This is a genomic window from Kitasatospora sp. NPDC001159, from assembly GCF_053598235.1.
On the sequence record NZ_JBSFJV010000137.1, the window covers coordinates 1 to 15261 of the forward strand.

The window sequence follows — 15261 nt, forward strand, 5'->3', positions numbered from 1 at the left end:
ACTCGACACCGCACTCGCACACTACGACACCACAGCCCTGGACACCGCGGCCGATGTCCTGCGGCAACTCGCCGCCATCTACGACCAGCTCTGAGAGAACGTTTGGTCCGGTGAACCTTCCGCGCCGGGCCTGCGTACTCCCTCTCGACCCCCCACCACACCCCAGGAGAACAGACCATGGCCGACAAGGACGTTGAGCAGACCATCGAGCGGGGCTACGTCCCGGGGCCCTGGTGGGCGGAGCTCGGGACGTGGGGGGCCATCGCACTGATCGTCTTCGGAGGACTCGCGGCAGCATGGGTCTCTTTCAGGCTGCCCGGCACCCCGGAGGAACTGGCCTCCGGCTACTACCAGGCCGCCAGGGTCATCGCTATCGGCCTGGTGACCGTGGGATGCACCTTGCTGGGCCGCCGCCGCGCCCGAGCCGCAGCCATCGAGGAGACGAGCGAACAGGAACACGTCTGACCCCACCGGTCGGTGAGCAACGTCAACGGGCGACGCGCTGAAACGCGTTCCGCCAGGCGTGGGTGCGTTCGACCTGCCACCGTCGGCTCGCCCGGCGAGCTTCAGAAGATCAAGACCCGGAGCCGGCCACTACGCGTCGCGCCGGCTTAGGAATTCGCCGACGGTCCGGACGAAGAACTTCGGATCGTCCAGCCACGGGATATGCGCGGCGCCCGGCTGGACGACGAACTCCCCGCGCGGGAAGAACTCCGCGATCTCCGCAGCCTTTTCCGGGCGAGGGGACGGGTCCAGCTCGCCCGCGAGCACCAGCACCGGCGCGTCGAGCTTGGTCAGCACCTCACGCACCGCGGCCGCGTCGTCGAACGCGCCGGGACCGGGGTAGGCATGAGCGGCCTCCTCGTTGTAACCGTCCTCTCCAGCGGCGGCGTGGGCCTCCGCCGCCGCGTCCCAGCGGCCGTAGGTGAGGCGGTCCAAAAACCGCCAATCGTCCTCGGTCGCCTCCCCGGCCATCGCCCGCTCGAAGGCGGGCACCGCCTCGTCGTACCAGGGCTCGCCGCTGCGTAGCGCGAGCGCCTCGCGCCGTCCCTCGAGCGGGAACTCGATCCCGGCCGCCCGGGCCCGGGCGGTCACCAGCACCAGCGACCGGATCCGCTGCGGATACCGGCCGGCGTAGAGCAGCGCGAGGTCGCCGGAGGCGGAGTGGGCCAGGACGTCGATCCGCTCCAGCCCGAGGTGAGCCCGGAGCGTTTCGACGTCGTCCACCTGCCGGTCGACACGGTAGCTCGACGTGTCGGCCGGAGTCTCAGAGTCCCCCGTGCCACGCAGGTCGAGCAGCACGAGCGAACGCCCTGCGGCGGCCGGCAGGCCGCCCAGGTCACCGAGGTAGGCGGCGGCCTGCATCGGGCCCCCGGGGAGACAGATCAGCGGATCGCCCTCCCCCACGGTGCGGTAGGCGAGGCGGGTTCCGTCCGGAGCAGGAAATGTCGGCATCCGGCCATCCTGACACCGGCCATCCAGCACCCGTCACGCATTACGGCCAGGGACGCTCCGAAGGCGTGGGCATGGCGTTCATCCTGCCCGGCGGGCTGGCCGCATGATCAACCCCCGAAGGACTTCCGGCGCCGACCACTAAGCCTCACGGTGGCGGCACGAGAATGCTCGGCGTTCCCGCTGTCGCAGACCGGGTGGCCCAGACCGTGGTGGCCTGGCATCTGATGCGAAGGGTGGAGCCGATTTTCCATCCGGACAGCTACGGACACCGGCCCGGGCGGTCCGCCTTGGACGCGGTGGCGAAATGCCGGGAGCGGTGTTGGCAGAAGAGCTGGGTGGTCGAACTCGACATCCGGAAGTTCTTCGACCGCGTGCCTTGGGACCTGTTGGTCAAGGCGGTGGATGCTCACACGGACGCCGTTTGGGTGAAATTGTACGTGCGCAGGTGGCTCGCCGTTCCGCTCGTCATGCCCGACGGCCGGCTGATGAAGCGGGAACTGGGGACTCCGCAGGGCGCCCCGGTGTCTCCCGTACTGGCGAATCTGTTCCTGCACTACGCGTTCGATACTTGGATGGCGCGGGTGTACCCGACCGTCCAGTTCGAACGCTACGCGGACGACGCGGTGCTGCACTGCGTCTCCGAGCGCCAGGCCAGCGAGGTACTGGCGGCGCTGACGGACAGGATGGTCGAGGTCGGGCTGCGGCTGCACCCGGACAAGACACGGATCGTCTATTGCAAGGCCGGCGTTCGCCGCGGCTCGTACGAGCACACGGCGTTCACGTTCCTCGGGTACACGTTCCAGGCCAGGAAGAACCGGAGCCGGTGGGGAAACGTGTTCCTCTCGTTCGAGCCGGGGAACAGCAGGGAAGCCCTGACGAGGATCGGTAGGACGGTGCGCTCCTGGCACCTGCACCTGCGGACCGATCTGACCTTCAACGAGCTCGCCAGACGGGTCAATCCCATGGTGGCGGGCTGGCTCAACTACTACGGCCGGTTCCGGTGGTGGGAGTTGTACGCCTTCGCGATGCGCATCAACGCCTACCTGGTGCGCTGGATCCGCAAGAAGTACAAGCGGCTCGCGGCCAAGCGCAAGGCGCTGGCGAAGTTGCAGGAGATCGCCCGGCGATACCCCCGCATGTTCGCCCATTGGCGCCTGGCGCCAACACAGGGCGCCTATTGATCAGAAACTCAATTGGTTCTCGTCGAGGGTGTAACGGATCTGGGGACCATGGAAGTAGCCGCGGACGATGTGGGGTTGGCGCTGCCGTCGGCGGAAGAAGCGTTGGGCCTCGGTCACCAGTTCCGCTTGGTTCCGGGCCCGGCTGCTCAGCCGAGAACCGAGTACTGGTTCCGCCTTGCCCCGTCTCGCCGTCTGGGGGTCCGTGAGCAAGAATCAGGGGCCACGAACCACAGGGGGGAACGCATGAGGCCACGGTGGGCCGCTGCCATTGTTGCCACGCTGCTGCTCGTCGGCGGTGCCGCCGCCTCGGGGCCCGCTTCCGAGCCCGAGGGCGCCCGTCTCTCGCCGCAGGCGCGCGCCTATCTCTCGGACGCCCTGGACCTCCTCCAGCGTGACTCCCTCAACACCGCGAGGGTGGACTGGAAGGACGTCCGCGCCAAGGCCTTCTCCCGTGCCGGCGGCGCCCGCACCCCGCAGGACACGTACCCCGCGATCAACGGCGCGGTGAGCGCGCTCAACGACCGCCACAGCCGCTTCGTTCCCCCGGACCAGGCCGACCGGGTTCTCGGCGACCCCGAGGTCGTCGACTCCCCGACCTCGCGCCAACTCCCCGGCCATATCGGCTATCTCACCCTCCGCGGGGTGAACGGCTCGGACCGTACCTACGCCGAGTACGTCGCCCGGGGCCGCGCCGCCGTCGCCGAAACGGACCGAGCGGGCGCCTGCGGCTGGGTGGTGGACCTGCGCGGCGAGACCGGCGGCGGGATGTGGGCGCCGCTCGCAGTAGCGGCGCCGATCCTCGGCGACGGCCCGCTCGGCGGCTTCGTCACCGCAGACGGCAAACGGTCCGCGTGGTCGATCCGCAGCGGCGTGCCGTACCTGGACGACACCCCGCTGGCCGACGCCGACGGCCTCCACCCACTCGCCGCCGCCACCCCGCCGGTCGCGGTGCTCACCGGCCGCTGGACGGCCAGCGCGGGCGAGGCCGTCACCATCGCCTTCATCGGCCGGCCGGCCACCCGCAGTTTCGGCGACCGAACCTACGGGGTGCCCACCGGCAACGACCCGTACCGCCTTTCCGACGGTGCCGCCATCGTCCTCACCACCGCCGCCGAGGCGGACCGTACCGGCCGGATCCTGGAGGGCCCGCTCGTACCGGACGAGACCATCGATGCCCCTACCACCAAGAACGCCGACCCGGCCCTTGACGCCGCCGTCAACTGGCTTGCCGGCCAAGGTCCCTGTAAGGGCTAGGAATCGAAATGGCAGGGGTTCCGGCTCGTTAGACGCGGTGTGAGCGAACTGGTGGGAGACGCGCGGCACTTGTCACCGTCGGCGCAGGAAGCGTTGCGCTTGCGGGCGGTGGCCGCGCTGGTGGAGGGCCGGGACCGTGAGGACGTCGCGGCGATGTTCAAGGTCTCGCTGAAGGCCGTGGACGGCTGGTGGGCGAAGCGGCTGGGCGGCGGCCGGGACGCGCTCGTAGCGCGTCCGCGCGGCCGGCAAGTCGGAGAGTATCAGGCACTGTCCGAGGCCGAGCAGGCCGCAGTTCGGCAGGCCGTGCTCGACCACCAGCCCTGTGACCTGGGACTTCGAGGACCGCTGTGGACGCGTGGCCAGATCGGTGCGCTGATCGCGAAGCTGTACCGGGTCCGCCTGACCGAGCCGGGAGTGGGAAAGTACTTGCGGCGCTGGGGGCTGTCGTTTCAGCGGCCGGACAAGCGCGCGGTCGAGCAGGACCCCGAGGCCGTGCGCGGCTGGCTGGAGGAGACCTGGCCGGCGATCCGCGCCAAGGCGAAGGCCGAGGGTGCGGAGGTACTGTTCGCAGACCAGGTCGGCATTCGCTCTGACCAGGTCACCGGCCGCACCTGGGGCGCCAAGAGCCGCGCCCCGATCGTGCGCCGCACCGGCAACCGCTTCTCGGTCAACGCCATGTCTGCGATCAGCACCAAGGGCCGCATGCACTTCATGGTCTTCACCGGGACCTTCGACGCGAAGGTGATGTGCCGCTTTCTCGACCGGCTGACCGGGCACCTCGACCGGAAGGTCCACCTCGTTGTCGACCGCCACTCGGCCCACCGCTCACGGGTGGTGCGTGCATGGCTGGCCGACCACGCCGACCAGGTAGAACTGCACTTCCTGCCCTCGTACTCACCGGAGCTGAACCCGGACGAGCTGGTCAATGCCGACCTCAAGCGCAGTCTGCCCATGAGCAGCCGAGCCCGGAACCAAGCGGAACTGGCGGCCGAGGCCCGACGCTTCTTCCGCCGACGGCAGCGCCAACCCCACATCGTCCGCGGCTACTTCCATGGTCCCCAGGTCCGTTACACCCTCGACGAGAACCAATTGAGTTTCTGATCAATAGATGATCTGACGATCAGAGCGACAAGAGCCGTGTAACGGGAGACCGTTACGCACGGTTCTGTGAGGGCCGGGGGGGTGAGATTCCCCCGGCTACTCGGCGGAGCGTTTCGCGGTGGTGCTGAGACAGGGCTGGGACAGCCTGCCGGCTACCGGTCGGTGTCCTCTGCCAGGTGATCTTGACCGATTGTCAAGCGATCTTGACCGGTTGGCTGCTGGCCCGCCCGCCGCGTGTCGAAAGCCCTGAGGCGTTCCCTGGTTGACGAGTGGGTCTGGCCCTTCCTGGGCGCACCGGATCGGGCCCCTGGCCACCGTGAGGTGGCCAGGGGCCCGATGCCGTGCTTGGGCCTTGTTCAGCTTGAACGCCACGCCTGCGGTCAGGGCCGTGCCGAGGACGATCGCGGCGGGCCCTGACCCGTCACCGCGCCGTACATCCCAGGAGGATGGGGACGTGCGTGGCCGGCTTCTGAAGTGGTCGCCGGTGGGCGGGAGGAGGGGTGGGAGCCCCGGTGTCGGGGGTGGGGAGGTGGGGGTCTCAGGTGGTGCCGGTGGCGGGGTCGCTCGTGCTGGGTCGGCCGGTCTCGACGTGGCCCGCCAGGCGGCGCAGGAAGCCGTTGTCGTGGTCGGAGACCACGGAGATGTCGTACCAGCCGTGGCTGTGCTGGAGGTGGGCGGTGTGGGTCACGGTGGCGCCGGGACGCAGCTGGTAGACGGTGGGCTGCTCGGTGGCGTAGGCGTTGGTGACGGTGAGCCGGACGGGTGTGGGCGTGTCGTTGGTGAGGTCCAGTTCGACGTGGCCGCTCTTCCCGTGGTGTCGTGCGGACACCTGCAGGCCCGCGTTGTCGATGCGGCCTTTGAACTGTCGCAGGAAGCCGTTGGGTCCGTGCACGGTGAAGTCGTGGACGCCCTGGCCGCCCGGTGGCAGGCTCCAGGTGTCGGACAGCTGCCGGCCGGCCTCGACGGTATAGGTCCACGGCCCGTCGGGCTGGGTGGCGGAGGTCACGTAGAAGTGGGCGCCGGCCTTGCCGTTACTGGCGAAGTCGATCTGCAGGTGGCCGTCGGCGGTGACGTGGCCATCGGCGGCCAGGTCATAGGGCAGCGGCCGGGCGGTGCGCAGTCCGGGTTCCTGCTTGGGCAGGGCCGGGTCGGCCGGGGGCGTGGGCACGTAGTCGGGGTGGCGCTCGCGGTCCGCCGGCAGATATCCGGTTGTTGTGTCGGGCAGGGCGGGCAGGGCGGTGTCGGTCTGCGCGAAGTCGAAGGCGGCGGTCAGATCACCGCAGACCGCTCGGCGCCAGGGCGAGATGTGTGGCTCGCGGACCCCGAAGCGCTGCTCCATGAACTGGAGGATCGAGGTGTGGTCGAAAGTCTGCGAGCAGACCGCGCCGCCCTTGCTCCAGGGGGAGACGACGAACATCGGGACGCGGTTGCCCAGGCCGTAGGGGCCGGGGACGAACGAGCTGCCGGCGGAGGGGGTGTAGAGCTCCTGGGTGAGGTCGGCGGTCGACCGTCCCTGGGAGGGTGAGGAGGGCGGGTAAGGCGGCACGACGTGGTCGAAGAAGCCGCCGTTCTCGTCATAGGTGATGAACAGCGCGGTCTTGCTCCACACCTCGGGGTTCGAGGTCAGAGCGTCGAGGACCTGGGCGATGTACCACGCGCCGGGGCGCGGGGGCCAGTTCGGGTGCTCGCAGAAGGCCTCGGGTGCGGCGATCCAGGAGATCTGCGGGAGGCGGCCGGCCTGGACGTCGGCCTTGAGGATGTCGAAGTAGGTGCCACCGTTCTTGACATCGGTGCCCGTGCGGGCCTTGTCGTAGAGCGGTTCGCCGGGCTTGGCGTTGCGGTACTGCCAGTGGTACAGCAGCGAGTTGTCGCCGTAGTTGCCCCGGTAGGCGTCATCGATCCAGCCCCAGCCGCCGTCGGCGTCGAGGCCGTCGCCGATGTCCTGGTAAATCTTCCAGGGGACCCCGGCCTGCTCCAGCCGTTCGGGGTAGGTCATCCAGGAGTAGCCGACTTCAGAGGTGTCGAGGACCGGGCCGCCGCCCTTGCCGTCGTTACCGGTGAAACCGCTCCACATGTAGTACCGGTTCGGGTCGGTGGGCCCGTTCAGCGAGCAGTGGTAGGCGTCGCAGATCGTGAAGGCCTCGGCCAGCGCGAAGTGGAAGGGGATGTCCTCACGCGTGAGGTAGGCCATCGAGGCGGTGGTCTTGGCCGGCACCCACTGGTCCCACGTGCCGTTGTTCCAGGCCTGGTGGCTGCTGTTCCACTCGTGGTCGACATCCTCGATGAACTGCATGCCGAGGTTGTCCACCTGCGGCCGGAACGGCAGAACGTCCTTCGCCCCGTCGGACTGGTACCAGACGGGCTTGCCGCCGGGCAGGGTGACGGGCCGTGGGTCGCCGAACCCGCGCACACCGCGCAGGGTGCCGAAGTAGTGGTCGAAGGAACGGTTCTCCTGCATCAGGACCACGATGTGCTCGACGTCGCGCAGCGTACCGGTACGGCGGTTCGCCGGGATCTCCGCGGCACGGGCGATGCTGGTCGACAGGGCGCTCATGGTGGCTGTGGCGCCCGCGAGTTGGAGGAACTGGCGGCGGTTGACGGGACTCACGACGGCTCTTTTCTCCCGAATGATTCGAAAACGGCACTGTCATGACGTTTCAATCAGGAGAGCGAGAACAGAGCGGAGCAGGCAGGTGAACCAGTGAAGAAGCCTCCGCTTCTCGGCGGTCGTGGTCTCCCCGGACGCCCTTCCCCCGGATGAGGACACCGGCGTCGGGGTGAACTTGAGCCCCACGGCCCCAGGTGGGCCGAGGACTTCGGCCAACCCGAGTAGAGCGTTCGGGCGTAGGGCGCGGCCGGGTTGGCGGCGGTGGCCACGTGGGTCCGCAGTCACCAGCCGCGCCACCCGGAGAATGGCGGTCCCGGTGTAGGGCGGAGCCAAGTCAGACCCGCCTGGTCAAACTCGCCTGGCAACCGGTCAAGATCACCTGTCAGAGGACATCGGGTGCGGCGTCCTCGATGGCGGCGAGCAGGCGGGCGTGCACGGCGCCAGCGGCTTCGCGGGTGGCAGGGTCGGCGTCGTCCAGCTGCGGGGCGATCAGCTCGGCGGCCGCGGCCAGGACCGGCACCGGGACGGTCGCCGACCGCAGGTGCGCGAGCTGGGAGGCGGCCTTCTCGCCGGGCGTGGCCTTGGCGCGGGCGTCGGGGATCAGGGCGCTGATGCCGCGGGGCAGGGGCTGGGTGCTGGTCACCCGGCCCATTCTCCCGCGCGCCGGGCGCTGGTGATCACCATGGCCGGTCGGCCGGGCCCGAGAGCCTGCCGCCTGGTCGTGTTCACCCGGCTGTCCCTTCGTCCGTGGCCGCCCGGGCGGGGCGGCCGGCGGTGGTGGCGGCGTGCAGTTCGTCGGCGAGCAGGGGGAGCTCGCGTGGCAGGTCGCCGAGCACACAGGCCGGTATGGCGGATGCGAGCGCGCACACGGCTACCAGCGGCGAAAAGGGCGTTCTGTCCCAGTCACCTGTGACGAAGGCTCGAATCGCGTTCTCGAAGCCGTTCGCGACGCGTTGGTATCCCCGTAGAGCAGGATGTCGCCGTTCTCCGCCAGCAGCAGGGCCCCTTCGGTCACATACACAGTGCCGATGAGCGTGATGGGCTGACCGAGGTCCTCGGCGAAGATGCGGACGTTCCGTGGCGTTGCATGGGTGGACTCCAGGGTCGTTTCGACCGGTGTGGCGCGCCAGGCGGGTCGGCACACCCACCGAACTCCAGTATCGGCCAATCAACAGTTTACTGGCTGGCCGGAATCTTCTATGCTCGCTGACACAGTACGGTGAGGAGGCAGTCATGAAATGGGTTACCTATGACGCCGGACAGGGCGCGAGGGTGGGCGTGGTGTCCGGCGACCGGATTCACGCGGTCAGCGCGGACGTCGGCCTGATCGACCTGGTCGCCCAGGGCTCCGACCGTCTGCGGGCGGCGGGCGAGGAGGCAATGGGGGCGCCCCGGGAAACTGTGGCGATCAGTGAGGTGCGCGTGCTGGCGCCGATCCCGCGTCCGGCGGCCGTCCGTGACGCCACCGGCTACCTGGAGCACATACGCAACTGCCAGCACAGCCTTGGCCTCGGCCGTGAACTCCACGACACCTGGTACGAGATTCCAGGCTTCTACTTCGCCTCGCCGTCGACGGTGGTGGGGCCCTACGACGACGTCGCCATCGCGCCTGGCAGCGCCTGGTTCGACGTCGAGCTGGAGATCGCCGCCGTCATCGGCACGGGCGGACGGGATCTGACGCCGCAGGAGGCCGAGGAGTGCATCATCGGCTACACCCTGTACGGCGACTGGTCGGCCCGGGATCTGCAGATGCACGAGGGCCAGCTCAGGATCGGCCAGGGCAAGGGCAAGGACAGCGCCACCACCCTCGGCCCCTGGCTGGTGACACCGGACGAACTGGAGCCCTTCCGACAGGACGGCAGGCTCGTCCTGGACGTGCGCCTCGCCATCAACGGCGAGACGATCGGCGCCGGCCGCACCGACACGATGGACTGGACGTTCGGCGAGATCATCTCCTATGCCTCCCGCGGCGTGGATCTGCTGCCTGGAGATGTCATCGGTTCGGGCACCATCCCGACCTGCGCACTCATCGAACATTTCAACATCGCTGATCCCTCGGGGTTCCGGGGTTGGCTTCAGGAGGGCGATGTGGTCACCCTCACTGCCGAGGGTCTGGGGCAGACCCGCCAGACCGTCCGCGCCTCGACTCCCCCCGCCCCGCTGGCGCCCCGGCTCCATCCCGGCCGGCCGGTCCGCGCACCGCGCGTGAACCCCGCCACGCCGCTGCTGCCGTACACACGGGGGCTGCACGAGGTCGGCAAGGACGTGTGGGCCTGGCTCCTGCCCGACGGCGGCTACGGCTGGAGCAACGCCGGACTGATCGGCGGAGCCGGTTCCTCACTGCTCGTCGACACCCTCTGGGACCTGTCGCTCACCCAGGAGATGCTCACGGCGATGGAGCCGGTGACCGGGACACGCCCCATCTCTCACGCCGTCTTGACCCACTCCAACGGCGACCACACCTACGGAAACCAGCTCCTCGACCCATCGGTGCGGATCATCGCGGCGGAGGGCACGGCCGAGGAGATGAGCCATGAGAGGCCCCCCTACATGACCACCATGGTCCAGCTCGGCGACCTCGGCTCCGTGGTGACCCGCTTCGTGCGCCAACGGTTCGGTCACTTCGACTTCGGCCACATCCGCCTGCGTACCCCTGATCAGACCTACGACGGCGAGCTGACGCTCGACATCGGCGGCCGAGAGGTACGGGTGCTGAATCTGGGACCGGCACACACCGGCGCCGACTCGGTCGTCCACATCCCCGACACGGGTGTGATCTTCGCCGGCGACCTGCTGTTCGTCGGGTGCACGCCGATCGTCTGGGCCGGTCCCATCGCCAACTGGATCAAGGCCTGCGACACCATGATCGCCCTGGACGCTCCCACAATCGTGCCAGGCCATGGCCCGGTCACCGACCCCGACGGGATCCGCGCCATGCGCGGCTACCTCACCCATGTCGTCGAGCAGGCCGACGCCGCCCACGCCCGAGGGCTCACCCATCAGGAGGCCGCTGCCGGGATCGACCTCGCCGAATACGCCACCTGGCTCGACGCGGAACGCGTCGTGGTCAACGTCTACCAACGCTACCGTGAACTCGACCCGGAACTTCCGCGCCTCAGCCAGATGGAACTCCTGACGTTGATGGCCGAGTGGGACGCCGAACGGGGCCGGTGACGCGCATGACCGACCACCACGAGTGCCCCCGTCTGCTTCCCCCGGGCGACCAGACGGTCGGATCCATGGTGCGGCACTGGGAGAGCACCACACCTGAGTTCCCCCGGACGTGACCGACGCGGATGAAGCCCGATGGTTGCGCGCCTGCCTGTGGCCGGATCAGCCGGAGCGGGCCGCAAAGCTCGATGCGGAGCTGGCATTGGCGGCGACAGCCCCTCCGCTGCTGCTGACGGGTGATGTCGTCGAGGTGATGCCCGACGCCTTCGCCCGTGTGCCTGCGGACGCCCTGCCTGTCGTCACCACGGCATGGGCGCTATCGCGCTTTTCGCTTGAGAGTCGCCTGCGCTTCCTGCACCGCCTCGACGAAGCGGCGACCGACCGGGCGGTGGCGTGGGTGTCAGCGGAGGGGGTGGGAGTCGCGCCGACGATACCGACATTTGGCGATCGCCGTGCCTCTGCCACAGCATCATCGGCCTGGCGATGTTCGAGCAGTCGGCTCTGCGCGCCGAGGCCATCGGCCGCTGCTGGTCGCAGGGCCGCTTGCTGTCGTGGCTGGCAGACTCCTAGCTCTCCACTGGGCGGGTTCGACTCGCATTTCCTCCCCGAATCGGAGCCGCGATGTGCGTACCGGTACAGACGCCACCCCTGTGTTGTACGGGACGCTGAGGAGAGCCGCCGGCTGCTCGGACATCGTCTGCTGGCACCAATGGCAGGATAGTGAAGCTCAAGGGCGTGCTCACCGTCATCGCTGCGATCAGCGACCGGGTGTCCGAGGTCGGCAAATAAGCGGTGCACGTCGCGGCACCCAAACGGGCATCCAGGCGGCGCAGCGCGGATGCTATGGCTCGGTCCACACGCACCTGCAGCCTTCCCGTAAGTGTCCGCGCGGCTGATGCGGAGTCCATGAGGTCCACCGTGATGACCGGCGTGAACTGCCGAGAACCCACGTCCACGCTGGGTGGTTATTTCCTTCCATTACGGCTCCGATCCCGCCTGGTGACGGCCCGGGTGCCCGTGAGCCGAAGGTCGGGGGCTTCGGCTCACTGCTGATGAGGGGACACGCCCTGCTCTACGACCGTGGCCAGGACGGATCGCACGGTCGCGTAGACGCGTTCCAGGTCGATGTCCTCCGGCGAGATGCGCCATTGCTGGTGGATGCCGATCAGTGTGCCGAGGACGATGGTGGCGAGATCGTCGGGGTCGACATGCGTCGCCGGGACGGCCGGGGCGAGCCAGGTACGGATCGCACCGCGCAAGGCTCTGTGGAGCTCGGCGTAGCGGTGGTGGAGCGGTGAGCCGGGTTCGACGGCCTCCGCGATGAGGGTGATGAAAAGCCGGGCGGCGGGCAGGCGGGTGAACTCCAGGGCCCGATCAAGTGCCCGATCGAGGCCGTCCGGCCCGGTCTGCGAGGCAGCCAGTCGGGTCTCTGTGATGTCGAGCAGTTGCTCGACGACCGCTTCGAGTAGGCCTTCTTTGTTGCCGAAGTGCCAGGGGATCGAGCCCCGGCTGATACCGGATCGTTCGGAGATGTCGGCGAAGGTGGTCTGCCGGTAGCCGCGTTCCGCGAAGAGCTCGGTTGCCGCATCCACCAGCAACCTGCGGCTCTCCTGGCTCGTCTCCGCGCGTCGCCTGGCCATCGTATCCCCAGCCCCCACTTCCCATACCTCCTATGTTCGTCTTCGATTCTACCAGTATCGGCCAATCAACAGTTTACTGGCTGGCCAAAATCTTCTATGCTGGCTGACACACACCACGAGGAGACAGTCATGAGATTTATGGAACTCACTAAGAAGAGCCACGCCTGTGTCCGGCTGGAGAAGGACGGGCAGACGCTCGTGATCGATCCCGGCAGCTTCAGCGAGGAGGACGCGGCCGTGGGGGCGGACGCGATCCTGGTCACCCATGAGCACATGGACCACTTCAACGAGGACCGGCTGCGGGCGGGCATGGAGGCCAATCCGGGCGCCGAGATCTGGACCCTGGCCAGCGTCGCCGAGCAGCTCTCGGCCGCGTTCCCCGGGCGGGTGCACACCGTGGGCGAAGGCGACACCTTCACCGCGGCCGGCTTCGAGGTCGAGGTGCACGGCCAGCTGCACGCCGTCATCCACCCCGATGTCCCCCGGGTCACCAACGTCGGTTATCTCCTCGACGGCGGCGCGGTGTTCCACCCGGGCGACGCCTTCACCGTCCCCGAGGGCCGCACGGTCGACACCCTGCTGCTGCCCGTCCACGCGCCCTGGAACAAGGTCGCCGAAGTGATCGACTACGTCCGCGCGGTCGCGCCCCGGCGGGCCATCGACATCCACGACAGCCTGCTCCGGGACCACGCGCGCCCGCTCTACGACTTCATGATCGACAAACTGGGCGGCGCCGACCACGGGCGGCTCACCCCGGGCGCGAGCACCGCGGTCGGCTGAGCTTTTTTGTTTAACCTCGGCGGTTCACCTGACCCGCTGATCTTGGTTCCTTCCTGAGACAGCGGGACGGCCGTTCTTCACGCTTCGGGTGTCGAGCAACGTCGCGTGAAGGAACGGCCGCTGGTGAAGAGTCTCGCCCTGAACAGTCCGCTGACGCCGCGCTGGGCGTCCTGTCCCACGTTCGTGTCCAGTTCTACGACTGCCTTGACACCCGGGCGGACGGAGCTGACCGGCGCGGTGCTGTGTGCGGATGGGCCGGTGAAGTCCCTGGTCGAGCTGACGCTCACGGCCGAGCACCGGCGCGGGCACGGGGCGATGTACGACGCGGTCAATCACGGCTGGCTGGAGCCGCGCCGCCTGCGCAGGCTGCGACCGGACGCACGTCCTGGACCGCTGTGCTGGACGCGATCCGGCTCGGGCCGGCGGACGATGCCACCGCGGTGACCGCCGCCCAGCTCCGCGAGGTCATCACCCGGCTCGTGCACGCCGGGCAGTGGCGGCCCGGCGACGCGGACATCCTCATCGTCATGGACTCCGGCTACGACTGCATCCGCCAGGCCAGCCGGGCCCGCGCATGCGCGGGATCCCACGGGCTGGTGGTCACGAAGTGCGCCAGCGCCTGTCGGTTCCCGTCCTCGCCAAGCCGCGCTGCCATCGGCTCGACCGACTTGCGCCCGCCGTCCATCAACAGCCCACGCACATAGACCCGTCCCCAGCGCTGCTGATCCCGGCGCGTGAACGCCTCGAACATCTCCGCCGTGAACGTCTCCAGGTCCTCCCGGACCTCCGTCATCTCCCCAGGTGTCACCCACTGCCAACGACACAACCAGCCAACGGACACGCCACAGTTGAACCGACCTGACCAAGCCCTACTAGCAATCCGGCAGTTGACGGACCTCGCCCGTGCCCAACGCGATCGCGGCCCGGGTCCGCATTGGTTCGTCGCCGCGCCGGGAGAGCAAGACCACCTCCTCGACCACCGCCGACAGTGCGCCGAGCCGGGCGGCGCACTCGGCAACCAGCTGCCGCGGGTCCTGTGTGCGGCCGAGGGACAGATGCGGGATGAAACGGCCGCCGCGCCCGCGGCAGAGCGGGAACCATTGCTCCAGCGACCGGTGGAGACAGGTCCACGGCGCCGGGCCCGCCGCGGCCGGGTCGAGCCACACGGTGGCGTAATGCCGGTGCCGGAAGTACCGTACGCCGGCCAGACGCGCGGCGAACGCCGCGCTCTCCGCCGCTCCGGCGGCGAGCAGCGGCACCGCCCGCGCGAACTCCTCCTCCGGCACGAAGCCGAACAGCAGGTTCACATGCGGCGGCCACCGCCGTACCTGCGGATCATGCTCCCAGCGGATGTCCTGGATCGCTGGCCAGAGCTCCTGCGGCGGCAGCCACGCCACCGCCGTCCGGGCCGTCGGCGCTACCTCGAGCGCGCCGACCGGCTCGGCCCCGTCGTACACCGGGTTTCCGTCCACACTGCCATGGTGGAGAACGAGCGAGCAGAGCACATCATGGGCAGCAGCACCGAGCCGTCATTCGCCTATGTCACCTACATCGCGAGCACTGCGGAGAAGGTGTGGCACGCCCTGACCGACGCGGACTGTGGGTGCCGATAACTCGCAGCCTTGTCACCTGGCCGCGGGTCGCGTCGTGCTGCTGCGCCTGACCTACCTCGCCGCAGTCAACACGCTGACGCTCCTGCGCCTGCTGCCGATGAGCGATCGTGAGAAAGACATCGAGATCCTTGCGCTCCGGCACCAACTCCTCATCCTGCAGCGCCAGGTCGGCAAGCCCGCCTTCACCGACACGGACCGCGCGGTCCTCGCGGGGCTGCTTTACCACCTCCCCACCGACAGGCTGCGGCGCCTTGTGTTGCTGGTCCCGCCCGGAGACGGTCCTGCGGTGGCACCGCGACCTGCTCAAGCGGCGCCACGCCGCGACCTGCACACCGAAGCGTCGCGGGCGCCCGCCCACCGTCCGGTCGATCCGCGCCCTGGTCCTGCGCCTGGCCCGCGAGAACAGCTCGTGGGGCTACCGGCGCATCCACGGTGAACTCGCCGCCCTCGGTATCAAG

The 15261-nt window shown here is 69.0% G+C and carries 13 protein-coding genes and 4 pseudogenes; 9 read left to right on the top strand and 8 right to left on the bottom strand.

What is annotated here, in order from left to right; genetic code table 11:
• Positions 1 to 177: 177 nt before the first annotated feature.
• Complete coding sequence (locus ACWC9T_RS37350; RefSeq protein ID WP_449825495.1) at positions 178 to 465, top strand: hypothetical protein; 288 nt, start codon at positions 178 to 180, stop codon at positions 463 to 465.
• Between the two features lie 129 nt (positions 466 to 594).
• Here ACWC9T_RS37350 and ACWC9T_RS37355 read toward each other — a convergent pair whose 3' ends face one another.
• Complete coding sequence (locus tag ACWC9T_RS37355; RefSeq protein ID WP_449825496.1) at positions 595 to 1455, bottom strand: alpha/beta fold hydrolase; 861 nt, start codon at positions 1453 to 1455, stop codon at positions 595 to 597.
• A 152-nt stretch (positions 1456 to 1607) separates the two neighbouring features.
• Here ACWC9T_RS37355 and ltrA point away from each other — a divergent pair.
• The 3 genes and pseudogenes from ltrA to ACWC9T_RS37370 all read left to right on the top strand — a co-directional run.
• A pseudogene (gene ltrA / locus ACWC9T_RS37360) lies at positions 1608 to 2636 on the top strand (group II intron reverse transcriptase/maturase); the annotation flags it as partial.
• Positions 2637 to 2879: 243 nt separating this feature from the next.
• Entirely contained in the window at positions 2880 to 3890 is a 1011-nt protein-coding gene (locus tag ACWC9T_RS37365; protein WP_449825497.1) for a S41 family peptidase, read from the top strand.
• 39 nt (positions 3891 to 3929) lie between these two features.
• Positions 3930 to 4991, top strand: a complete 1062-nt coding sequence (locus tag ACWC9T_RS37370; protein ID WP_449825498.1) for an IS630 family transposase — start codon at positions 3930 to 3932, stop codon at positions 4989 to 4991.
• A gap of 538 nt (positions 4992 to 5529) precedes the next feature.
• On the opposite strand, the gene ACWC9T_RS37375 is transcribed toward ACWC9T_RS37370, so the two are convergent.
• From ACWC9T_RS37375 to ACWC9T_RS37385, 3 genes are all read right to left on the bottom strand, one after another.
• Positions 5530 to 7599 (bottom strand): phosphocholine-specific phospholipase C, encoded by a 2070-nt coding sequence (locus tag ACWC9T_RS37375; protein WP_449825499.1) that lies wholly within the window; start codon positions 7597 to 7599, stop codon positions 5530 to 5532.
• Between the two features lie 382 nt (positions 7600 to 7981).
• On the bottom strand, positions 7982 to 8242 hold the full coding sequence (locus ACWC9T_RS37380) for a hypothetical protein (protein ID WP_449825500.1): 261 nt from the start codon (positions 8240 to 8242) through the stop codon (positions 7982 to 7984).
• An 82-nt stretch (positions 8243 to 8324) separates the two neighbouring features.
• On the bottom strand, positions 8325 to 8468 hold the full coding sequence (locus ACWC9T_RS37385; protein ID WP_449825501.1) for a hypothetical protein: 144 nt from the start codon (positions 8466 to 8468) through the stop codon (positions 8325 to 8327).
• Between the two features lie 247 nt (positions 8469 to 8715).
• On the opposite strand from ACWC9T_RS37385, the gene ACWC9T_RS37390 reads away from it, so the two are divergent.
• Entirely contained in the window at positions 8716 to 10773 is a 2058-nt protein-coding gene (locus ACWC9T_RS37390; protein WP_449825502.1) for a fumarylacetoacetate hydrolase family protein, read from the top strand.
• Positions 10774 to 10882: 109 nt separating this feature from the next.
• On the top strand, positions 10883 to 11491 hold the full coding sequence (locus ACWC9T_RS37395; protein WP_449825503.1) for a DUF2332 family protein: 609 nt from the start codon (positions 10883 to 10885) through the stop codon (positions 11489 to 11491).
• Between the two features lie 322 nt (positions 11492 to 11813).
• Here ACWC9T_RS37395 and ACWC9T_RS37400 read toward each other — a convergent pair whose 3' ends face one another.
• Entirely contained in the window at positions 11814 to 12362 is a 549-nt protein-coding gene (locus ACWC9T_RS37400) for a TetR/AcrR family transcriptional regulator (protein ID WP_449825505.1), read from the bottom strand.
• Between the two features lie 186 nt (positions 12363 to 12548).
• On the opposite strand from ACWC9T_RS37400, the gene ACWC9T_RS37405 reads away from it, so the two are divergent.
• Entirely contained in the window at positions 12549 to 13190 is a 642-nt protein-coding gene (locus tag ACWC9T_RS37405; protein WP_449825506.1) for an MBL fold metallo-hydrolase, read from the top strand.
• Positions 13191 to 13351: 161 nt separating this feature from the next.
• A pseudogene (locus tag ACWC9T_RS37410) lies at positions 13352 to 13750 on the top strand (transposase); the annotation flags it as partial.
• Here ACWC9T_RS37410 and ACWC9T_RS37415 read toward each other — a convergent pair.
• From ACWC9T_RS37415 to ACWC9T_RS37425, 3 genes and pseudogenes are all read right to left on the bottom strand, one after another.
• Positions 13738 to 13983 (bottom strand): annotated as a pseudogene (locus ACWC9T_RS37415) (transposase); the annotation flags it as partial. The pseudogenes ACWC9T_RS37410 and ACWC9T_RS37415 sit on opposite strands and share 13 nt — an antisense overlap.
• A 79-nt stretch (positions 13984 to 14062) precedes the next feature.
• A complete protein-coding gene (locus ACWC9T_RS37420; protein WP_449825504.1) occupies positions 14063 to 14647 on the bottom strand; it encodes a 2'-5' RNA ligase family protein in 585 nt (194 codons plus the stop codon).
• Positions 14648 to 14732: 85 nt separating this feature from the next.
• Complete coding sequence (locus tag ACWC9T_RS37425) at positions 14733 to 15029, bottom strand: hypothetical protein (RefSeq protein ID WP_449825507.1); 297 nt, start codon at positions 15027 to 15029, stop codon at positions 14733 to 14735.
• On the opposite strand from ACWC9T_RS37425, the pseudogene ACWC9T_RS37430 reads away from it, so the two are divergent.
• Positions 14922 to 15261, top strand: a pseudogene (locus ACWC9T_RS37430) (helix-turn-helix domain-containing protein); the annotation flags it as partial. The gene ACWC9T_RS37425 and the pseudogene ACWC9T_RS37430 overlap by 108 nt on opposite strands.

Coding starts and splice junctions, on each gene's coding strand:
- ACWC9T_RS37355 (WP_449825496.1), bottom strand. CDS start 1,455: ATGCCGACATTTCCTGCTCCGGACGGAACCCGCCTCGCCTACCGCACC.
- ACWC9T_RS37365 (WP_449825497.1), top strand. CDS start 2,880: ATGAGGCCACGGTGGGCCGCTGCCATTGTTGCCACGCTGCTGCTCGTC.
- ACWC9T_RS37405 (WP_449825506.1), top strand. CDS start 12,549: ATGGAACTCACTAAGAAGAGCCACGCCTGTGTCCGGCTGGAGAAGGAC.
- ACWC9T_RS37350 (WP_449825495.1), top strand. CDS start 178: ATGGCCGACAAGGACGTTGAGCAGACCATCGAGCGGGGCTACGTCCCG.